Source organism: Vibrio sp. EJY3 (genome assembly GCF_000241385.1).
GTDB classification, from domain to species: domain Bacteria; phylum Pseudomonadota; class Gammaproteobacteria; order Enterobacterales; family Vibrionaceae; genus Vibrio; species Vibrio natriegens.
On sequence record NC_016613.1, the window covers coordinates 304,875 to 320,790 of the forward strand.

Consider the following 15,916-nt stretch of genomic DNA (forward strand, 5'->3'; position numbering starts at 1 on the left):
TGCTAATTTAATCCAAATTCCATTTTACTTGAGTGAAAAACATATACTCTCCGCGCTGGTATTTTTATACTGGCAGTAAGTATTAAGGGGTCTATCGCAATGAATCGTCGCAGAAAGAAAAAGCAGCAAGTCGACTACGTCGAGTTGATCAAACAAAAATACGCTGCTATCGACTGGAAGCAGCCGTTCGACAAAACTAAGTGGTTAGAACGCGTACAGCCAGTTACTGCGTTTTGGCAACGTCTACCTAAATTCCATCAACGAGCATTGATGGTGTTGGTGCCACTGCTGCTTTTGATTCTTATTGTCCCGATGCCAAAGAAAACCGAAGAGTTAGTTGAGCAAACTCAGCCTGTTGATCATCAACGTGTTGCGATTAATTTGAACACCCAAAGTTTGAGCCAGCAACGCACGTCCCAGAACTCAGGTCCAAAGTCTGAAAATTGGAAAGAGTATCAAGTGAAGAATGGCGACACGCTCGCGCAGGTCTTCCGCAATAACCAGTTGTCTATGGCTGATCTCAGCTCGCTGGTCAAAATTGAGGGTAGCGACAAGCCACTGAGTCATATCAGGCAGGGACAGTTGATTCGCTTTAAGTTCTCTGATGATGGTCAGCTTGATATGTTACAGCTCGAAAAGGGCGACCACTCGGTTATGTTCTTCCGCTTATCTGATGGAACCTTCGGACGCAATAAATAGCGATATCGGCTAAAAGACATGTTGTAAAAAAGACGCGCTCAAGTCGCGTCTTTTTTGTTGGAAGATAGCGGGGAGGTCATTGTCTCGGTTTACTTCGTCGCTGCTTCTCTACGCATGTCGACATGTGGAATACCATCTTCAAGGTAGCTGTCTGAAATGACATTAAACCCGTGGCGTGAGTAGTACTCAATGAGGTGTTCCTGAGCGCCAATATCGATGGTTTGTTCAGGCCAAAGTGCTTCACACTGTGTTAATGCTTCTTCCAGCAGTTTATGACCTAAACCCCCGCCGCGAGCCGTTTTTTTAGTAACGACGCGACCAATACTGACGTTGTCGTAGGTTGTTCCAGCCGGTAATAAGCGAGCGCAAGCAACTAATTCATCATCGTGATAGCCGAGCAGGTGATAGACTCCGTCCAGTGTGTCTTTGCCATCTAGCTCCGGATATGGGCAGGTTTGCTCTACAACAAACACATCGACACGTAATCTCATTAGCTCGTAGAGTTGTAGTGTGGTCAGTTGAGCGAAAGGCAAAGTCATCCAGGTAAGCATTTCTCTATTCCGTTATTGATTTTGTGTTACTGACTTTACTCGGTTTTCTGCTAATACTCATTAACTATACCCAAATAACTTCAAGATTCTAGGTTCAGCGAGAATGACTTGGTTCACAGACGAGGCAACGATTTGATGATCTAGTGGTTCTAAATCAAGAATCGTTAACAAAGGTTGTGAGCCAAGACAACTCGCCCTTCGGGAACGTGTCACTGGCTCAATTTCTGCGTCAAATAACTTGGAAAGAGCTTGCTATTCCACTGCGTTATTTTCCTTGCACTTGAGCCAGTGACAAAGTTCTGAATCCTGCATCTTGAAGTCATTTGGGTATAAGATTAATTTTAACTGGTCTTCCTGACAAATCTGGCGATAATGTGCCCTCTTTTTCATCCCACCTGAGGATATTCCCCTGTGAGCAAACAAACTTTTGACCACGTAGGGCTAAGCCCGGCGTTACTCGCGACGCTTGATTCAATGAATTACACCCACATGACGCCAATTCAGGCATTGAGCTTGCCGGCGATCCTGAACCAGCGTGATGTGATTGGTCAGGGTAAAACTGGCTCGGGCAAAACCGCTGCGTTTGGTCTTGGGGTTTTATCTAACCTAAATGTGAAGCGATTCCGTGTGCAGTCTTTGGTGTTATGTCCTACACGTGAACTGGCTGATCAGGTGGCGAAAGAAATCCGCACTTTAGGGCGTGGTATCCATAACATTAAAGTTCTGACATTGTGTGGCGGTATGCCAATGGGACCACAAATTGGTTCACTGGAGCATGGCGCTCATATTCTGGTTGGCACTCCAGGGCGTATTCTTGATCACCTTGAGAAAGGCCGAATTGATCTTTCTGAGCTCAATACGCTGGTACTGGATGAGGCTGACCGCATGCTAGACATGGGCTTCCAGGATGCGCTGGACGCTATCATTGATGCAGCGCCGAAAAAACGTCAAACGTTGCTTTTCAGTGCCACTTTCCCTGAAAAGATCGAGCAAATTGCCCAACGTATCATGCAGTCACCTGAGATGATTAAAGTGGAATCGACACACGATACCTCAAGCATCGCTCAGTATTTCTACAAAGTCGAAGGCTCGGAAGCGCGTGATGAAGCATTGGCAAACCTTCTTCTTACTCATCAACCTGAATCTGCGGTTGTATTCTGTAACACCAAAAAAGAAGTGCAGAGTGTGGCGGATGAGCTGCATCACCGTGGCTTCAGTGTGATTGATCTTCATGGTGACTTAGAACAGCGTGAGCGCGATCAGGCGTTGGTTCAGTTCGCGAATAAGAGCGTTTCTATTCTGGTGGCAACAGACGTTGCGGCGCGCGGCTTGGATGTTGATAACCTGGATGCAGTATTTAACTTTGAATTGTCTCGCGACCCAGAAGTACACGTGCATCGCATTGGTCGTACAGGCCGAGCGGGCAGTAAAGGTTTGGCGTTCAGCTTCTTTGGTGAGAAAGATGGTTTACGTGTTGCACGTATCGAAGAATATTTAGATATGGATATCCTTCCTGCGACGTTGCCAGAGAAATCAAAACAACAGCCTTACCAAGCAAAAATGGTGACGATAAATATCGACGGTGGCAAAAAACAAAAAGTGCGTCCGGGCGATATCCTAGGCTGTTTAACCGGGAAAAATGGTATTCCGGGAGCTCAAGTGGGCAAAATTCATTTGTTCCCAATGCGTGCTTATGTGGCGGTAGAGAAGTCTGCGGCGAAGAAAGCTCTGCAAACCATCAGCACGGGTAAGATGAAAGGACGTCAGTTCCGAGCTCGTCTTCTTAAATAAGTATTTAATTTTAAGTAAAGGCTCTTCTCTTGAAGAGCCTTTTTTGTTTTTGGCTTACTGGTTGTCTTTTGCTAACCGCGTTTTAATTCTGCTCAAACTGATGGCTGTAATCCCTAGATAGGCGGCAATTTGGCTATCGGTAATTCGTTGTTCTAAATCGGGGTAGTGCTGGCAGAACAACTGATAACGTTCTTCCGGCGAGTAAAGCAGCATAAAGCGTTCTTTGTGCTCTTTATTTAGCAACTGTGTTTCCAGCAGTTTGAGATAAATAGAATGCTTGTCTGAACGCCAACGGTGAAGTGTCTCGATAGGTAAGCAAAATAAACGACAGGCAGTGAGTGTTTCCAATAAATAGAGAGAAGGCTGGTTGTTGATGACGCTTTCGAAACCAATTACCCAGTCTTTTTCCCAATAGAATTCTTTACTGAATTCCTTACCTCGTTCAGTGAGGTAGCTAGCATGGCATAGTCCCTCGAGAATGAAATAGATATGCGAGCCAAATTCTCCCTGATTGCAGAGAATATGTCTGGTCGGCAATTCGAGTTCTTGCCCATGCTCTATCAGTTGTGCGGCTTCTTGTTCGGAAAAGCCATTTTTAGTCAGGTCAGAAAATACGTCGTTTGGCATCAAGGGGAGAAAAGTCTAAAAGTCGTTGATACATTCTAACGTTTCTTGCTCAACAACAGAAAGTCGCTTAATAAAAAAAGCGGCCCTGAAGAGCCGCTAATAGCTATAGAACCTTGATTACTGGTTCAGATTAATTTGATAGATTGCAAAGCCGATTTCATCGGTCGCCACTTGCTTCATCGGGTATTGCGCTTTGTCTTTGATGAACTTCGCTGCTTTATCACTTGGTGAAGTCTCAAAGCGAATATCCAATGGTTGGTCCGATTTAATTGGCGCGAATGACCAGTTGTTGTCTGCACTTGGTGTGACTTCGCCTTGTTCTTCACTGACTCGTGAAATATAAGCCGCCACGACCGAACGGTTTTCATCTGGTGAGTCAAACGCGATAAAGTCTGGCCCTGTACCTGGGAAGGTGTTGCTGTATGCTCGATAGTTGTTGGTGGCGATAAGGAAGTCTTGTTTAGGATCGATCGGTTTGCCGTTGAAAGTCAGATTCACAATACGCTGCGACTCTGGGTTTATCTCTTTACAGCCTGCATCATACTTAGGTGCTTTGGTTACATCGATTTGATAATTAACACCGTCAATCACGTCGAAGTTGTAGGTACGGAAATTATCCCAGTCAATCAGAGATTGAGGTTGGGTGTTAGCAACATCAATCTGCTTAAACTGACCAGCGCTGCACTCTAACCATTCCTGAACTTGTTTGCCTTTCACTTTTAGCGCGACCAGTGTATTTGGGTACAAATACAGATCGGCAGCGTTACGGAAAGTCAGTTGACCTGATTCCACTTCCGTAAAGTTATTGGGATCGTTTTTACGGCCGCCGGCTTTAAATGGCGCAGCTGCACTGAGTACAGGAATGCCTTCTAAATCCGGGTCGCCCTGAATAAATCGTTCAACATAATCTTTTTGCGCTAAATTCACGATTTGGATCGTCGGGTCGTCCTGAACCAAAGACAGGAAGCTGTACATCACGTCATTCGCTTTACCAATCGGTTGATTAACGAATTCGCGAGTTCCTTTATGGTCACCTTCTAATGCCTTTACGATATCCGGGTCAGCTTCTGCCAAAGATGCCTTGTTGGCCTTATCAAAGATTGGACGTGCTTCAGATTGCCCGTCAACCACGTGCCATTTGTCATCTTTTTGTTTTAGGACCAAGTCCATGACGCCAACATGACTTCCCCAGCGGCCTGGCATCACCGCAGTAACACCATTAATAGTGCCATTCTCATTGTCTACACCTTGCAGGTTTTCAAACCCTTTTCCTGGGAAGACTGCATGAGAGTGACCAAAAGCAATCGCATCAATCCCTTCAACCTGGGTTAAGTAGTAAACCGAGTTTTCTGCCCCTAGCTTATATGGATCTGTCGAAACGCCAGAGTGGGGGATGGCCACAATCACGTCTGCGCCTTCCGCTTTCATTTGAGGGACAAGCTTCTGAGCGGTTTCTTTAATGTCTTTGGCGAAGACTTTTCCTTCCAGGTTTTTTTTATCCCAGACCATGATTTGCGGCGGCACAAAACCGATGTACCCGACCTTGATTTGGTGCGTTTCACCATCTGTGTCTTTCATGGTGTAGGTTTTGATTAGATAAGGTTTGAACAAGTGCTCACCGGTTTCTTTATCAAAGACGTTGGCGTTGATGTAGGGGAAGTTGGCACCTGCGAGCGCTTTTTGCAAAAAGTCCAAACCGTAGTTGAATTCATGGTTACCGATATTGCCGACCTCGTAATGAAGTTGGTTCATGGCTTTGTAGACGGGATGAATTTCGCCATCTTCAATCCCTTTTGCCGCCATATAGTCACCCATAGGGCTGCCCTGAATAAGGTCACCATTATCCACTAGCACGTTGTTTACGGATTCTGATTGAGCTTGTTTAACCAGAGTAGCGGCTCGGCTTAGACCAATTTGCTGAGACGGCTGGTCTTTGTAGTAGTCGTAGTCCATTACGTTGGTGTGAATGTCAGTCGTTTCGATGATGCGTAGCTTGATCGTTTCAGCCATTGCTGGTCCGGCAAGCGTTAACATTCCGCTCAAAACCGCGACGGAAATAGGATTAACAGCCAATTTCATTAGGTGCTCCAATTCAAGGGGTAAAAGATAAATGTAACGAAATTCTTTGCAACATGATGATTTAAGTGCAGAAAATTGTGAAAAAACGCATTTTACTGAACCCTTTTCATATAAAACGCCCGCTTTTTCACGCTTTTGAATGAGACCAAACAAAAACTTCTTAGCAGATTTTTGAATAAAAAATGAAATTTTAGAATTTCAGGTAATATAAACGCCCCGCCATAATGCACGCATACCAAAATCTATGGACGATGAGCAAACACATGGCAGCGAAAGATACAGTCACCACTTTTCCCACATCAAAGCCTCGTTTGGTTTCTGATAACCCAACGGCAGTGACAACGCGATTTGCAAAGCGCTCACTGCAGCCTGGTGAAGTTGCACTCGTTGGTGCGGGTCCGGGTGACCCTGAACTTTTGACTGTCAAAGCACTGAACTGCTTACAGCAAGCCGATGTAGTTTTGTATGACTACCTTGTTTCTGAAGAGATCATGGCGTTGATCCCAAGCGATACTATCTTGGTTTGTGTTGGCAAGCGCGCTGGACACCATAGCGTACCGCAAGAGAAAACCAATCAACTGCTGGTAGATTTCGCTAAACAAGGATACCGAGTTGTACGAGTAAAAGGTGGCGATCCATTTGTGTTTGGTCGTGGTGGTGAAGAACTCGAAGTTCTGGCTGATGCTGGTGTGCGCTTTCAGGTTGTGCCTGGCATTACCGCGGCGGCTGGAGCAACAGCTTATGCTGGGATTCCTCTGACTCACCGTGATTACGCTCAATCAGCCATTTTTGTCACTGGCCACTTGAAAGAAGAAAGTGACGAGATGGATTGGTCGACACTGGCTCGCGGCAATCAGACTTTAGTGATCTACATGGGGCTGATGAAATCACACTATATTCAGAGTCAGCTTATTAAACATGGTCGCTCAGCCTCAACACCGATAGCTATTATCGAACGTGGTACGCAAATAGAACAGAAAGTATTTACGGGAGAATTGTCCCAACTATCTGATTTATCGAAGGACGCTCAATCTCCTTCTTTAATCGTGGTAGGTGAAGTGGTGCGATTGTCTCAAAAGTTAGACTGGTTTTTGTCTAGTACTGAAATCAACAAAAGTGCTATTGCCAACTCCATATAATTTCAGTCCAAAGATTAGAGACGTAATGCGCCTTCAAGCTTAAAAGGAAATACAAAACATGGACCAACAACGTTTAACTCACCTTAAACAACTCGAAGCGGAGAGTATTCATATTATCCGTGAAGTTGCGGCTGAGTTTGGTAACCCAGTCATGATGTATTCGATTGGTAAAGACTCATCAGTGATGCTGCACCTAGCGCGTAAAGCGTTTTACCCGGGCAAAATTCCATTCCCACTTTTGCATGTCGATACGGACTGGAAATTCCGCGAGATGATTGAGTTCCGTGACCGTACTGCAGAAAAATACGGTTTTGAGCTTTTGGTTCACAAGAACCCAGAAGGTCTTGCGATGGGTTGTAGCCCATTTGTTCACGGTTCTTCAAAGCACACTGACATCATGAAGACTCAAGGTCTTAAGCAAGCACTAAACAAATACGGTTTTGATGCGGCTTTCGGTGGTGCGCGTCGTGATGAAGAAAAATCACGTGCGAAAGAGCGTGTGTATTCATTCCGCGATAAGAACCATACGTGGGATCCAAAAAACCAACGTCCAGAGCTTTGGAAAACCTACAACGGTCAGGTGAACAAAGGCGAGAGCATTCGTGTGTTCCCTCTATCAAACTGGACAGAACTGGATATTTGGCAATACATCTATCTAGAAAATATTGAGATCGTACCGCTTTACCTTGCTGACAAGCGTCCGGTTGTCGAGCGCGATGGCATGTTGATCATGGTTGATGATGACCGCATGGAAATTCAGCCAGGTGAAGTAGTAGAAGAGAAGAGTGTTCGTTTCCGTACTTTAGGTTGCTACCCGTTAACCGGCGCGATCGAATCCGAAGCCAATACGCTGACGGGCATCATTGAAGAGATGCTGGTGGCGACATCGAGTGAGCGTCAAGGGCGAGCGATCGACCATGATCAATCAGGATCGATGGAACTTAAAAAACGTCAAGGTTACTTCTAAAGGATCTAAGGAAAGATAATGAACAGTGCAGTTGAAGCTCAATTAGCCGAGCTTGGTATCGAAGGCTATTTAACACAACACCAGTACAAGTCTTTACTTCGATTTCTGACTTGTGGTTCTGTTGATGACGGTAAGAGTACCCTTATTGGTCGCTTACTCCATGACTCAAAACAAATTTATGAAGATCAACTAGCGGCAGTGCACTCAGACAGCCAACGCGTAGGTACAACAGGTGAGAAGCCTGATTTAGCCCTACTTGTTGATGGTCTGCAGGCAGAGCGCGAACAGGGTATCACTATCGATGTGGCTTACCGTTACTTCTCTACACAGAAGCGTAAGTTCATCATTGCTGATACTCCAGGGCATGAGCAATACACTCGTAACATGGCAACAGGCGCTTCGACGTGTGATTTAGCCGTGATTCTTGTTGATGCGCGTAAAGGCATTCTTGATCAGACTCGTCGTCACTCATTCATTTCAAACCTATTGGGCTTGAAGCATTTCGTTGTTGCAATCAACAAAATGGACTTGGTTGACTACTCGCAAGCACGTTTTGAAGAGATTCGTGATGAGTACCTTGAGTTCTCTGAAAAGCTGACCGGTGATATTGATATTCAAATCATTCCGATTTCAGCGCTTGAAGGCGATAACGTGGTCGACAAAGGTGAAAACCTGGATTGGTTTGAAGGTCCGTCACTGCTTGAGCTACTGGAAAACGTTGATATTGACCACGAGAAAGGCAGCGGTGAATTCCGTTTCCCGGTTCAGTACGTTAACCGTCCTAACCTAGATTTCCGTGGTTTCGCTGGCACGATTTCTTCAGGTTCAGTGAAAGTGGGAGACAAGATCAAAGCGCTTCCATCAGGTAAAACGTCGACAGTTGCACGAATCGTAACTTTCGATGGCGATATCGAAGAAGCACGCGCAGGTCTTGCAGTAACGCTGACTTTGAACGACGAAATCGATATTAGCCGTGGTGATTTGATTGTTTTAGAAAATGCTCAGGTAGAAACCACAAACCATCTTCTTGCAGACGTTGTGTGGATGACTGAACAGCCACTTCAACCAGGTCGTGATTACGATATTAAGATCGCGGGCAAGAAAACTGTTGGTCACGTTGAGACGATTCGCCATCAATACGACATCAACAACCTTTCTAGCCATAGTGCGGCTGAATTGCCACTGAATGGTATTGGTTTGTGTGAGTGGTCATTGAACGAGTCTGTTGCACTTGATAATTACCAAGATTGTGCAGACACGGGTGGTTTCATCATTATCGACCGTCTGACTAACGTTACTGTTGGTGCCGGTATGGTGAAAGAAAGCCTGGCATTGGTAGAGCGTGATCTGACTGACATCTCTGCATTTGAACTGGAGCTTAATGCACTGGTTCGCAAACACTTCCCGCATTGGGAAGCTAAAGACCTAAGCCAATTACTTAAAAAGTAATTGGTGTTCCTGAGCAGTGAAGGAGCCAATGTTGCCTCTTTTCTGCTCAGGTTTTTAGCCCGACTGAGTTGCGAAATGCAGTCAGGCTCTTTCCCCCAGAAACCAGAATGCACGATGAAGTGTGAGTCATTCTGGCTTTCTTTTTCGCTTGCTTTGCTCTGGTTACTTATTTTCTCGCTCTGCAACATTTGATGTGCAGTCGCTGTTTTCGCCCTGTTCGGGCTATTTGGTAAGGAAAGGCTATGTGGGAACAAGGATTTGTATTAGCGATTTTGCTTGGCATTATCACTTGTTTGCTTGTCACGAAAATTAAGCCTAGTTATGTTTTTGCTGGTGCAGCCTTTATTTCGTTTCTAGCTGGTATGATGGATTTGACATCCATTGCCTCTAACTTTACCAACTCGTCATTACTAACCTTAGTGTTACTAATACTTGCGTCGTGTGCCTTAGAAAAAACGCTTCTAATCAGCTGGGTCAGTCGCAGTATCTCTGAAGGACAATTAGGTAGCGTTATCGCTAAGTTGGGACTCTCTACGGCGTTGCTATCGTCGTTCACCAACAATACGGCTGTTGTTGTATCTCTGATTGGCGCTATCAAGCGAAACCAGCAGCATGCGCCGTCAAAACTATTAATTCCACTTTCATACGCGGCTATTTTGGGCGGCACATTGACCTTGATCGGTACGTCGACCAACCTCATTATCAATAGCTTCGTGGAAGATGCAGGCTTACCTAGCTTAGGTTTTTTTACTCCGACGCTGATTGGTTTAGCGGTTCTGGCTGGTGGCTTACTGATTTTGATTCCACTGAGCTACCTGCTGCCGAATTATGATGATCAAACTCAGGAAGATCTGCCTTATTTCCTTGAATCACGCGTTGAGCCGGGCTCACCATTAGTTGGACGCACGGTTAGCGAAAATAATTTACGTGCGTTACGTAAACTGTTCTTGGCAGAAGTCATACGCGATGGCGTTACAGTCTCGTCAGTCGGGCCTGAGTTTGTGCTTAATGCAAAAGATCGTTTACTGTTTTGTGGCGATGTCGAAAGTGTCGCGACGTTGCAGGAAATCCCTGGTCTGACGCTGTTTGGTCATCAGCACTTGAATGGACAAAACTTCCGCGAAGTTGTCGTCAGTTCTTCGGCTACTTTTTGTCATAAAACTCTGAAAGAGAGCCGATTTCGTGACCGTTTCGATGCGGTTGTTGTCGCAATCCGCCGTGGCCATGAGCGACTCGAAGGCGGGCTGGGCAGTATTAAACTCGCCCCGGGTGACACCTTAGTGTTGGTTCCGGGTAAGCGATTTGAATCTGAGCGTCGTGCGCATCGTAAAGAGTTCGTATTGGTGCATGATTTGGACTCGAGCGCACGTCTGGACGCAAACAAATCTTCTATCGTATTACTCGGTTTCGCGGCGGTTATTGGCTGTGCGTTACTGGATCTTGTGCCAATCATAAAAGGGCTGGCGGTTTACATTTTATCCCTGCTGGCATTTGGCATTGTGCAAGTTTCTGAACTTCGCCGACGTTTTCCGATCGACATTGTTGTGATTGTTGGCTCTGCGCTTTCGATAGCTCAGCTAATGATCTCTTCGGGGTTATCCGTCAGGATGGGTGAGATGTTTATCCAGGCCTTTAATGGCTGGGGCGTTTTCGGCGCGTTGGTTGCGACGTATATCATGACGCTGGTGTTAACTGAATTAGTCACCAATAACGCCGCTGCAGCGCTCTCTTTTCCTATCGGCTACAGTATGGCGATAGGGTATGGCGTCGATCCAATGCCATTTATTATGGCGGTACTGTTTGGCGCAAGTGCGAGCTTTATTTCTCCCTACGGTTATCAAACTAACTTGTTGGTTTACAGCGTAGGTAATTACAAATTGACCGATTATGTGCGAATTGGTGTGCCGATTTCTATTGTGTATTCCGTATTAGTACTGACACTGATTCCGGTCTTCTTTCCGTTTTAATTCCGATATTTACAAGGATACGTTATGACAGCCGACACCACGGTAAAAGATGAAAACATTGTTTGGCATCAGCACTCGGTTGATAAAAAGTTTCGAGCTGACTTAAAGCAACAAAAACCAGCAGTACTCTGGTTTACGGGCTTATCTGGTGCGGGTAAATCAACCGTAGCGGGCGCATTGGAAAATCGTCTTGCTGAGCTTGGTTACCATACCTATTTACTTGATGGTGATAATGTTCGTCACGGGTTGTGCAGTGATTTAGGCTTTTCTGAGCAGGATCGTCGCGAGAATATTCGCCGTATCGGGGAGTTGGCTAAGTTGATGGCCGACGCAGGTTTGATTGTGCTGTCTGCTTTTATTTCCCCTCATCGAGCTGAGCGCCAACTGGTACGTGATCTATTGCCGGAAGGTGAGTTTATCGAAGTGTTTGTCAATGCTTCTCTGGAGGTGTGTGAAGGACGTGATCCTAAAGGGTTGTACCGTAAAGCTCGCGCTGGGGAAATTCCAAACTTCACGGGTATTGATTCGGAATATCAAGCACCTGAAAACCCAGAAATAGATTTACCAGCGGGAGAAAAGAGTGTCGATGAGTTGGTAGAACTGTGTATCAATGACTTAAAACAGCGTGGTGTGATCCGCTAAATAAGCATTTAGATCATAGGTGACTAAAAAGTCGTGAAAGTGTTTAAAGAGCTTTTGGAACATAGGTGACCAAAAGCTCTTAAAGCATAACTAAACGGTGTGGTCTACGCGACTGTGTGATTCTGTATTTACAGTAAACTTATGATTTATAAGTGCAATTAATTGGTCGTAGTATTCTGTGTTAGGTTTGTTGCCAAGCAGCTTGCACAGTTCGTTGCCCGTTAAGGTAAATCGATAGTAAAGCAACCTTACTCCTTTGGTGTTGGCGTGGAGTGATAGGTTTTTACCTTGGTACGTGAGAATTAAGGGTGTTTCAACACTGATTTCTCCAGACTCGAGCTCGGCACTGTGCAGCAGTCCCAACTCAATTAACATCAATAAACTGGAGTAGGGGAGCTGGAACGTCCCCATGTTCAGATTGCTGGTGGTATTTCGCTTGCCAAAGCTAAAAATACCGTTCTGAGCTTTGTAACCAATCAACAACTTACGGCTGCCATCACCACCAAAGCTGCAAGCCAAAGAGGCAGCTCTTTGTAGTGTCTGGGCTTCTTTAGGTGACATATCTTTGAGGGCTTTAAGTGCCTTCATCGATGTTGAGCCAGGGTTCGTGACTTCACGTTTGAGTACCTGCGCCCATAGCTTTTGCATCGAGCTGTTGTGAATATCCTGAGCCATGTCGAAAAAGCGATACAACCAATCCTGTTCCGGCTCGCCCGCAGTTTCGTCTCGGCAAGCACCGTGGGCCAATTTTAACACCTGTTCAAGGTTCTGTTGCCGTTGCTCCTGACGTCGTTGCTCGCGCAGCTGAGCTCTCTCAAACGTCGATTGCTTCGGAGTATCGGCGTGAAGCAAGGCATCGAGTCCATAACTTTGTGCAATGTTTTGAATTCGACTGGCGCTGTCTTTGATATAGCTGCTTTTCGTGTCGTTTTTAGGACGTTGCTGGGAGTTGGGCTGTTGTACCATTACGCTAGGTTGCTTTGCTGATTCTGCCATTTATGTTCCTACTCAGGTAGCGACGAGTCACGCTTGCCTCAATTTACATCTTAATCCGCTTAACGACCAGAAAGTGACTATCAAAATTTGATCAAATTAAGGCTATCCAAGATGATAACAAATTGTTAAAATTGTTATCGTTATTTTGGAGGGGCAATGAAGTTCTCGGAAGCAAGCAAACTGAAAAAGCACCTGTCGATAGCGTTTCTTTTGATTCTCTATGTGGGCGTTCTAGCGTACCTGTCTCGCTATATTATGTAACACCAATCTAAATAAGCATTTGCTTATTCATTCGGGTGGAGATCACTGATAGCTGCGTTATATGTTTTGTCATTAGAATAACCAGTTACCGCAAGTTGTACTTTGACCTAAGCGATTTTTCCAACGCAGAGCCTGACTACTTATTTATCCGGACTGGTATCTCTTCACATATGAAAATGGCGCCTAAGCGACGCCATGGGTTTACCTAAAAATTCGCGATATTACATATCGTCGTAACTTTCTATTTTTGTCCCTTCGATCAAATACGCTGTTTGAGCTAGCTCATGGCTAATGACTTCGGTTTTAAGCGTTCCGACCACGTAAACCACATCCCAAAGCTCCTGAACTGGCGCTCCCTCTGGGAACTTCACGTAAATGATTTGATTTGGTGGTGGCGGTGGAACGTGAATACATGCCCCGAAGTAGGGTACCAACAGAAACTCAGTCACTGTGTTGGCGTCACCTTCTAGCGGAATGACAAATCCTGGTATTTTTACCAGACTGCCATTCAACTCTGTTCTTACACTGCCAATCTTAGATTGTTGTGCAGCGCCACCACTATGCTCTGACGCCGATGGCATGCCGACACTATCAAACAGTTTCCGTTCTGATTCTGGAACCAGATCAAGCCAGTCGATCTTCAATGGCTCGTCACTTGCCATTACCGGTGCCGTAAAAGAAATCACCAGCAAGCAGCTAGCGAGTATTTTTTTCCACATTTGTTTATATCCTTATTGTCATTCCATCACTCAGAGATTGTCGATAAGCGCGTAGTGCTGGGATGAAACCAATCATAATACCAGCGCATTGGACAAAACCGAGTAGCATCCATTCATAGGAAGAAAGAAAGCTTAGTGTCAGATGTATACCATAATGTTGCTGCATGATCGGTTGCAATAGAGCCAGAATGGAATAAAGCCCCGCAACTCCTGAGATAATACCCGCAGCGGTCAGCAAACTGGCTTCGCTGATTAGCAATGAAAACACATGGCGTGGTCTTGCGCCCATGGCACGCAGAATAGCCATTTCCCGGCGTCTCTCCTGCAAGCTTGTCAGTAGGCTGCTTAGCATGCCAAGTAACCCGGCTACGACGACAAAACCGGATACTGCCATCAACGCTTGCTCTGCGACGGACATCATTCCCCACAATTCATGCAGTGCAACGCCCGGCATGATGGCACTGAGCGGCTCTTGCGGGTAGGTATTGATTTGTCGTTGCAAGGCGAACGTTTGGATGCGTGATTTTAAACCGACGAGCATCGCCGTGATCTGCTTTGGTTGAAAGTCGACGGTTTTTAAAACTTCGGCTTTTGGTGCTGCTCCTAGATTCGCACCACTTTCCCAACCTACGTGAATGGCTTCGATCGCTTCTAAAGATACGTGAACGGTTTTATCTACTGGTGTCCCCGTTGGGGCTAAAATACCCACGACTTTGAAAGGAAGATTGTCATGGCGGCTAAAGCCCACATCACTGATGCCATGAGCTATTATGATCTCGCTACCTATTTGGTAACCCAGTGCTTTAGCAACATCTGCACCAATGACGGTTTCAAATAATCCTTTGAACTCTCGACCTTTTTCGAAAGTAAGTGGTTGCTTACTTCCATACTTGAAATGCTCGAAGTAGCTGTGGTTGGTGCCCATGACACGAAAGCCTTTGTGGGAGTCACCCAGCGAAATTGGGATAGCCCAATCAACGGAGCGGTGCTGACTGAACTCTTGATAGCTCTTCCAGTCGATGTTGTTGGTGGCATTACCAATTCGAAATACTGAATAAAGTAATAGGTTTACCTGACCTGAACGGCCACCAATAATTAGGTCGGTACCAGAAATCGTATTGGCAAAACTGTCTTTGGCCTGTGTTCGAATTCGCTCAACGCCAAGTAGCAAAACCACAGAAATTGCAACGGTCATCACGGTGAGCAATGCCGTCGCCTTACGGTTCATCAGGCTCTTCCAGGCGAGTGTCACTACCGCTGTCATGACAAACCTCCAGCGCTACTACATTGGTTAATATCAGGAAGGTTAATGGTACGGTTGAATAGAGGCTCCAGAGTTGGATCATGGCTGACAAATACCAAGGTCGCGTTGACTTGATTGGCTTGCTCCATAAGCAGCTCAATAAAAGCCATTCTATTGTCATGATCCAAAGCAGAGGTTGGTTCGTCAGCAATGACTAACGCAGGATGCCCCATCAGAGCTCTGGCTGCTGCAACTCGCTGCTGCTGGCCGATACTCAATTCGGATACCGGACGCGAATGCAGGCTTTGTGGCAAATGCAGCCTTTCTAATAATGCCGAAGCCTGTTCAGCTAACGCCTGATTGCTGGCATTCGCTGCAATACGATTACGTCTGACTTTGCTAAATTGGCATGGAAGCAAGACATTTTCGATTACGTTGAGGTAGGGCAACAGATTGAATTGCTGGAAAATATAGCCAATATGATCTGCTCGAAATTTGTCTCTTTGGCTGGCAGACAGAGTCGATAAGTCGGTGTCGAGTACCGATAGAGAACCCGCACTCAATGTATTAATACCGGTCAGCAGCGCGAGAAGCGTCGACTTACCACACCCGCTCGGTCCTTTGATGAATACATGTTCACCGGGCGTGATGCGTAAGTGAGGTATATCGATGGTAGCGATGTCTGAACTCGGCCAAATAAACTGGGCGTTATTGAGTTCAACAACGCTTGATATTGAATCAGTCATAGAAAGTTACCAAAGTAATAGCGTGTAAGTGGGTACTTAC

Annotated in this window: 14 protein-coding genes; 7 read left to right on the forward strand and 7 right to left on the reverse strand. The window is 45.7% G+C overall.

The window, feature by feature from the left end; translation table 11 throughout:
* Nucleotides 1-99 precede the first annotated feature (99 nt).
* A complete protein-coding gene (locus VEJY3_RS01465) occupies nucleotides 100-699 on the forward strand; it encodes a LysM-like peptidoglycan-binding domain-containing protein (RefSeq protein WP_014230675.1) in 600 nt (199 codons plus the stop codon).
* 89 nt (nucleotides 700-788) lie between these two features.
* Here VEJY3_RS01465 and VEJY3_RS01470 read toward each other — a convergent pair whose 3' ends face one another.
* Nucleotides 789-1,250, reverse strand: a complete 462-nt coding sequence (locus VEJY3_RS01470) for a GNAT family N-acetyltransferase (protein WP_014230676.1) — start codon at nucleotides 1,248-1,250, stop codon at nucleotides 789-791.
* Between the two features lie 411 nt (nucleotides 1,251-1,661).
* On the opposite strand from VEJY3_RS01470, the gene dbpA reads away from it, so the two are divergent.
* Nucleotides 1,662-3,041: an ATP-dependent RNA helicase DbpA gene (dbpA, locus tag VEJY3_RS01475; RefSeq protein WP_014230677.1), complete on the forward strand. Its 1,380-nt coding sequence runs from the start codon at nucleotides 1,662-1,664 to the stop codon at nucleotides 3,039-3,041.
* A 54-nt stretch (nucleotides 3,042-3,095) separates the two neighbouring features.
* On the opposite strand, the gene VEJY3_RS01480 is transcribed toward dbpA, so the two are convergent.
* The gene (locus VEJY3_RS01480; protein WP_014230678.1) at nucleotides 3,096-3,668 is read right to left on the reverse strand and encodes a Crp/Fnr family transcriptional regulator; all 573 of its coding nucleotides are present in this window, start codon (nucleotides 3,666-3,668) and stop codon (nucleotides 3,096-3,098) included.
* 117 nt (nucleotides 3,669-3,785) lie between these two features.
* Complete coding sequence (locus VEJY3_RS01485) at nucleotides 3,786-5,747, reverse strand: bifunctional 2',3'-cyclic-nucleotide 2'-phosphodiesterase/3'-nucleotidase (RefSeq protein ID WP_014230679.1); 1,962 nt, start codon at nucleotides 5,745-5,747, stop codon at nucleotides 3,786-3,788.
* A 263-nt stretch (nucleotides 5,748-6,010) separates the two neighbouring features.
* Here VEJY3_RS01485 and cobA point away from each other — a divergent pair, with 263 nt between their 5' ends.
* The 5 genes from cobA to cysC all read left to right on the forward strand — a co-directional run bounded on the left by cobA (nucleotide 6,011) and on the right by cysC (nucleotide 11,911).
* Nucleotides 6,011-6,886 (forward strand): uroporphyrinogen-III C-methyltransferase, encoded by an 876-nt coding sequence (gene cobA / locus VEJY3_RS01490; RefSeq protein ID WP_014230680.1) that lies wholly within the window; start codon nucleotides 6,011-6,013, stop codon nucleotides 6,884-6,886.
* 58 nt (nucleotides 6,887-6,944) lie between these two features.
* Nucleotides 6,945-7,853, forward strand: a complete 909-nt coding sequence (cysD, locus tag VEJY3_RS01495) for a sulfate adenylyltransferase subunit CysD (RefSeq protein WP_014230681.1) — start codon at nucleotides 6,945-6,947, stop codon at nucleotides 7,851-7,853.
* A gap of 18 nt (nucleotides 7,854-7,871) precedes the next feature.
* Nucleotides 7,872-9,302 (forward strand): sulfate adenylyltransferase subunit CysN, encoded by a 1,431-nt coding sequence (gene cysN, locus VEJY3_RS01500; RefSeq protein WP_014230682.1) that lies wholly within the window; start codon nucleotides 7,872-7,874, stop codon nucleotides 9,300-9,302.
* A gap of 242 nt (nucleotides 9,303-9,544) precedes the next feature.
* Nucleotides 9,545-11,269: an SLC13 family permease gene (locus VEJY3_RS01505; protein ID WP_014230683.1), complete on the forward strand. Its 1,725-nt coding sequence runs from the start codon at nucleotides 9,545-9,547 to the stop codon at nucleotides 11,267-11,269.
* 24 nt (nucleotides 11,270-11,293) lie between these two features.
* Nucleotides 11,294-11,911 (forward strand): adenylyl-sulfate kinase, encoded by a 618-nt coding sequence (gene cysC / locus VEJY3_RS01510; RefSeq protein ID WP_014230684.1) that lies wholly within the window; start codon nucleotides 11,294-11,296, stop codon nucleotides 11,909-11,911.
* Nucleotides 11,912-12,001: 90 nt separating this feature from the next.
* Here cysC and VEJY3_RS01515 read toward each other — a convergent pair whose 3' ends face one another.
* The 4 genes from VEJY3_RS01515 to VEJY3_RS01530 all read right to left on the reverse strand — a co-directional run bounded on the left by VEJY3_RS01515 (nucleotide 12,002) and on the right by VEJY3_RS01530 (nucleotide 15,876).
* Nucleotides 12,002-12,907, reverse strand: coding sequence for a TIGR03899 family protein (locus VEJY3_RS01515; protein ID WP_014230685.1), 906 nt, complete (start codon nucleotides 12,905-12,907; stop codon nucleotides 12,002-12,004).
* Nucleotides 12,908-13,389: 482 nt separating this feature from the next.
* Nucleotides 13,390-13,887 carry a DUF3299 domain-containing protein gene (locus VEJY3_RS01520; RefSeq protein ID WP_014230686.1) on the reverse strand — a complete coding sequence of 166 codons (498 nt, stop codon included), beginning with the start codon at nucleotides 13,885-13,887 and terminating at the stop codon, nucleotides 13,390-13,392.
* A 4-nt stretch (nucleotides 13,888-13,891) separates the two neighbouring features.
* Nucleotides 13,892-15,151, reverse strand: a complete 1,260-nt coding sequence (locus VEJY3_RS01525) for an ABC transporter permease (RefSeq protein ID WP_014230687.1) — start codon at nucleotides 15,149-15,151, stop codon at nucleotides 13,892-13,894.
* Nucleotides 15,148-15,876: an ABC transporter ATP-binding protein gene (locus VEJY3_RS01530; RefSeq protein ID WP_014230688.1), complete on the reverse strand. Its 729-nt coding sequence runs from the start codon at nucleotides 15,874-15,876 to the stop codon at nucleotides 15,148-15,150. Before VEJY3_RS01530 ends, VEJY3_RS01525 begins: the two co-directional genes overlap by 4 nt.
* Nucleotides 15,877-15,916 lie beyond the last annotated feature (40 nt).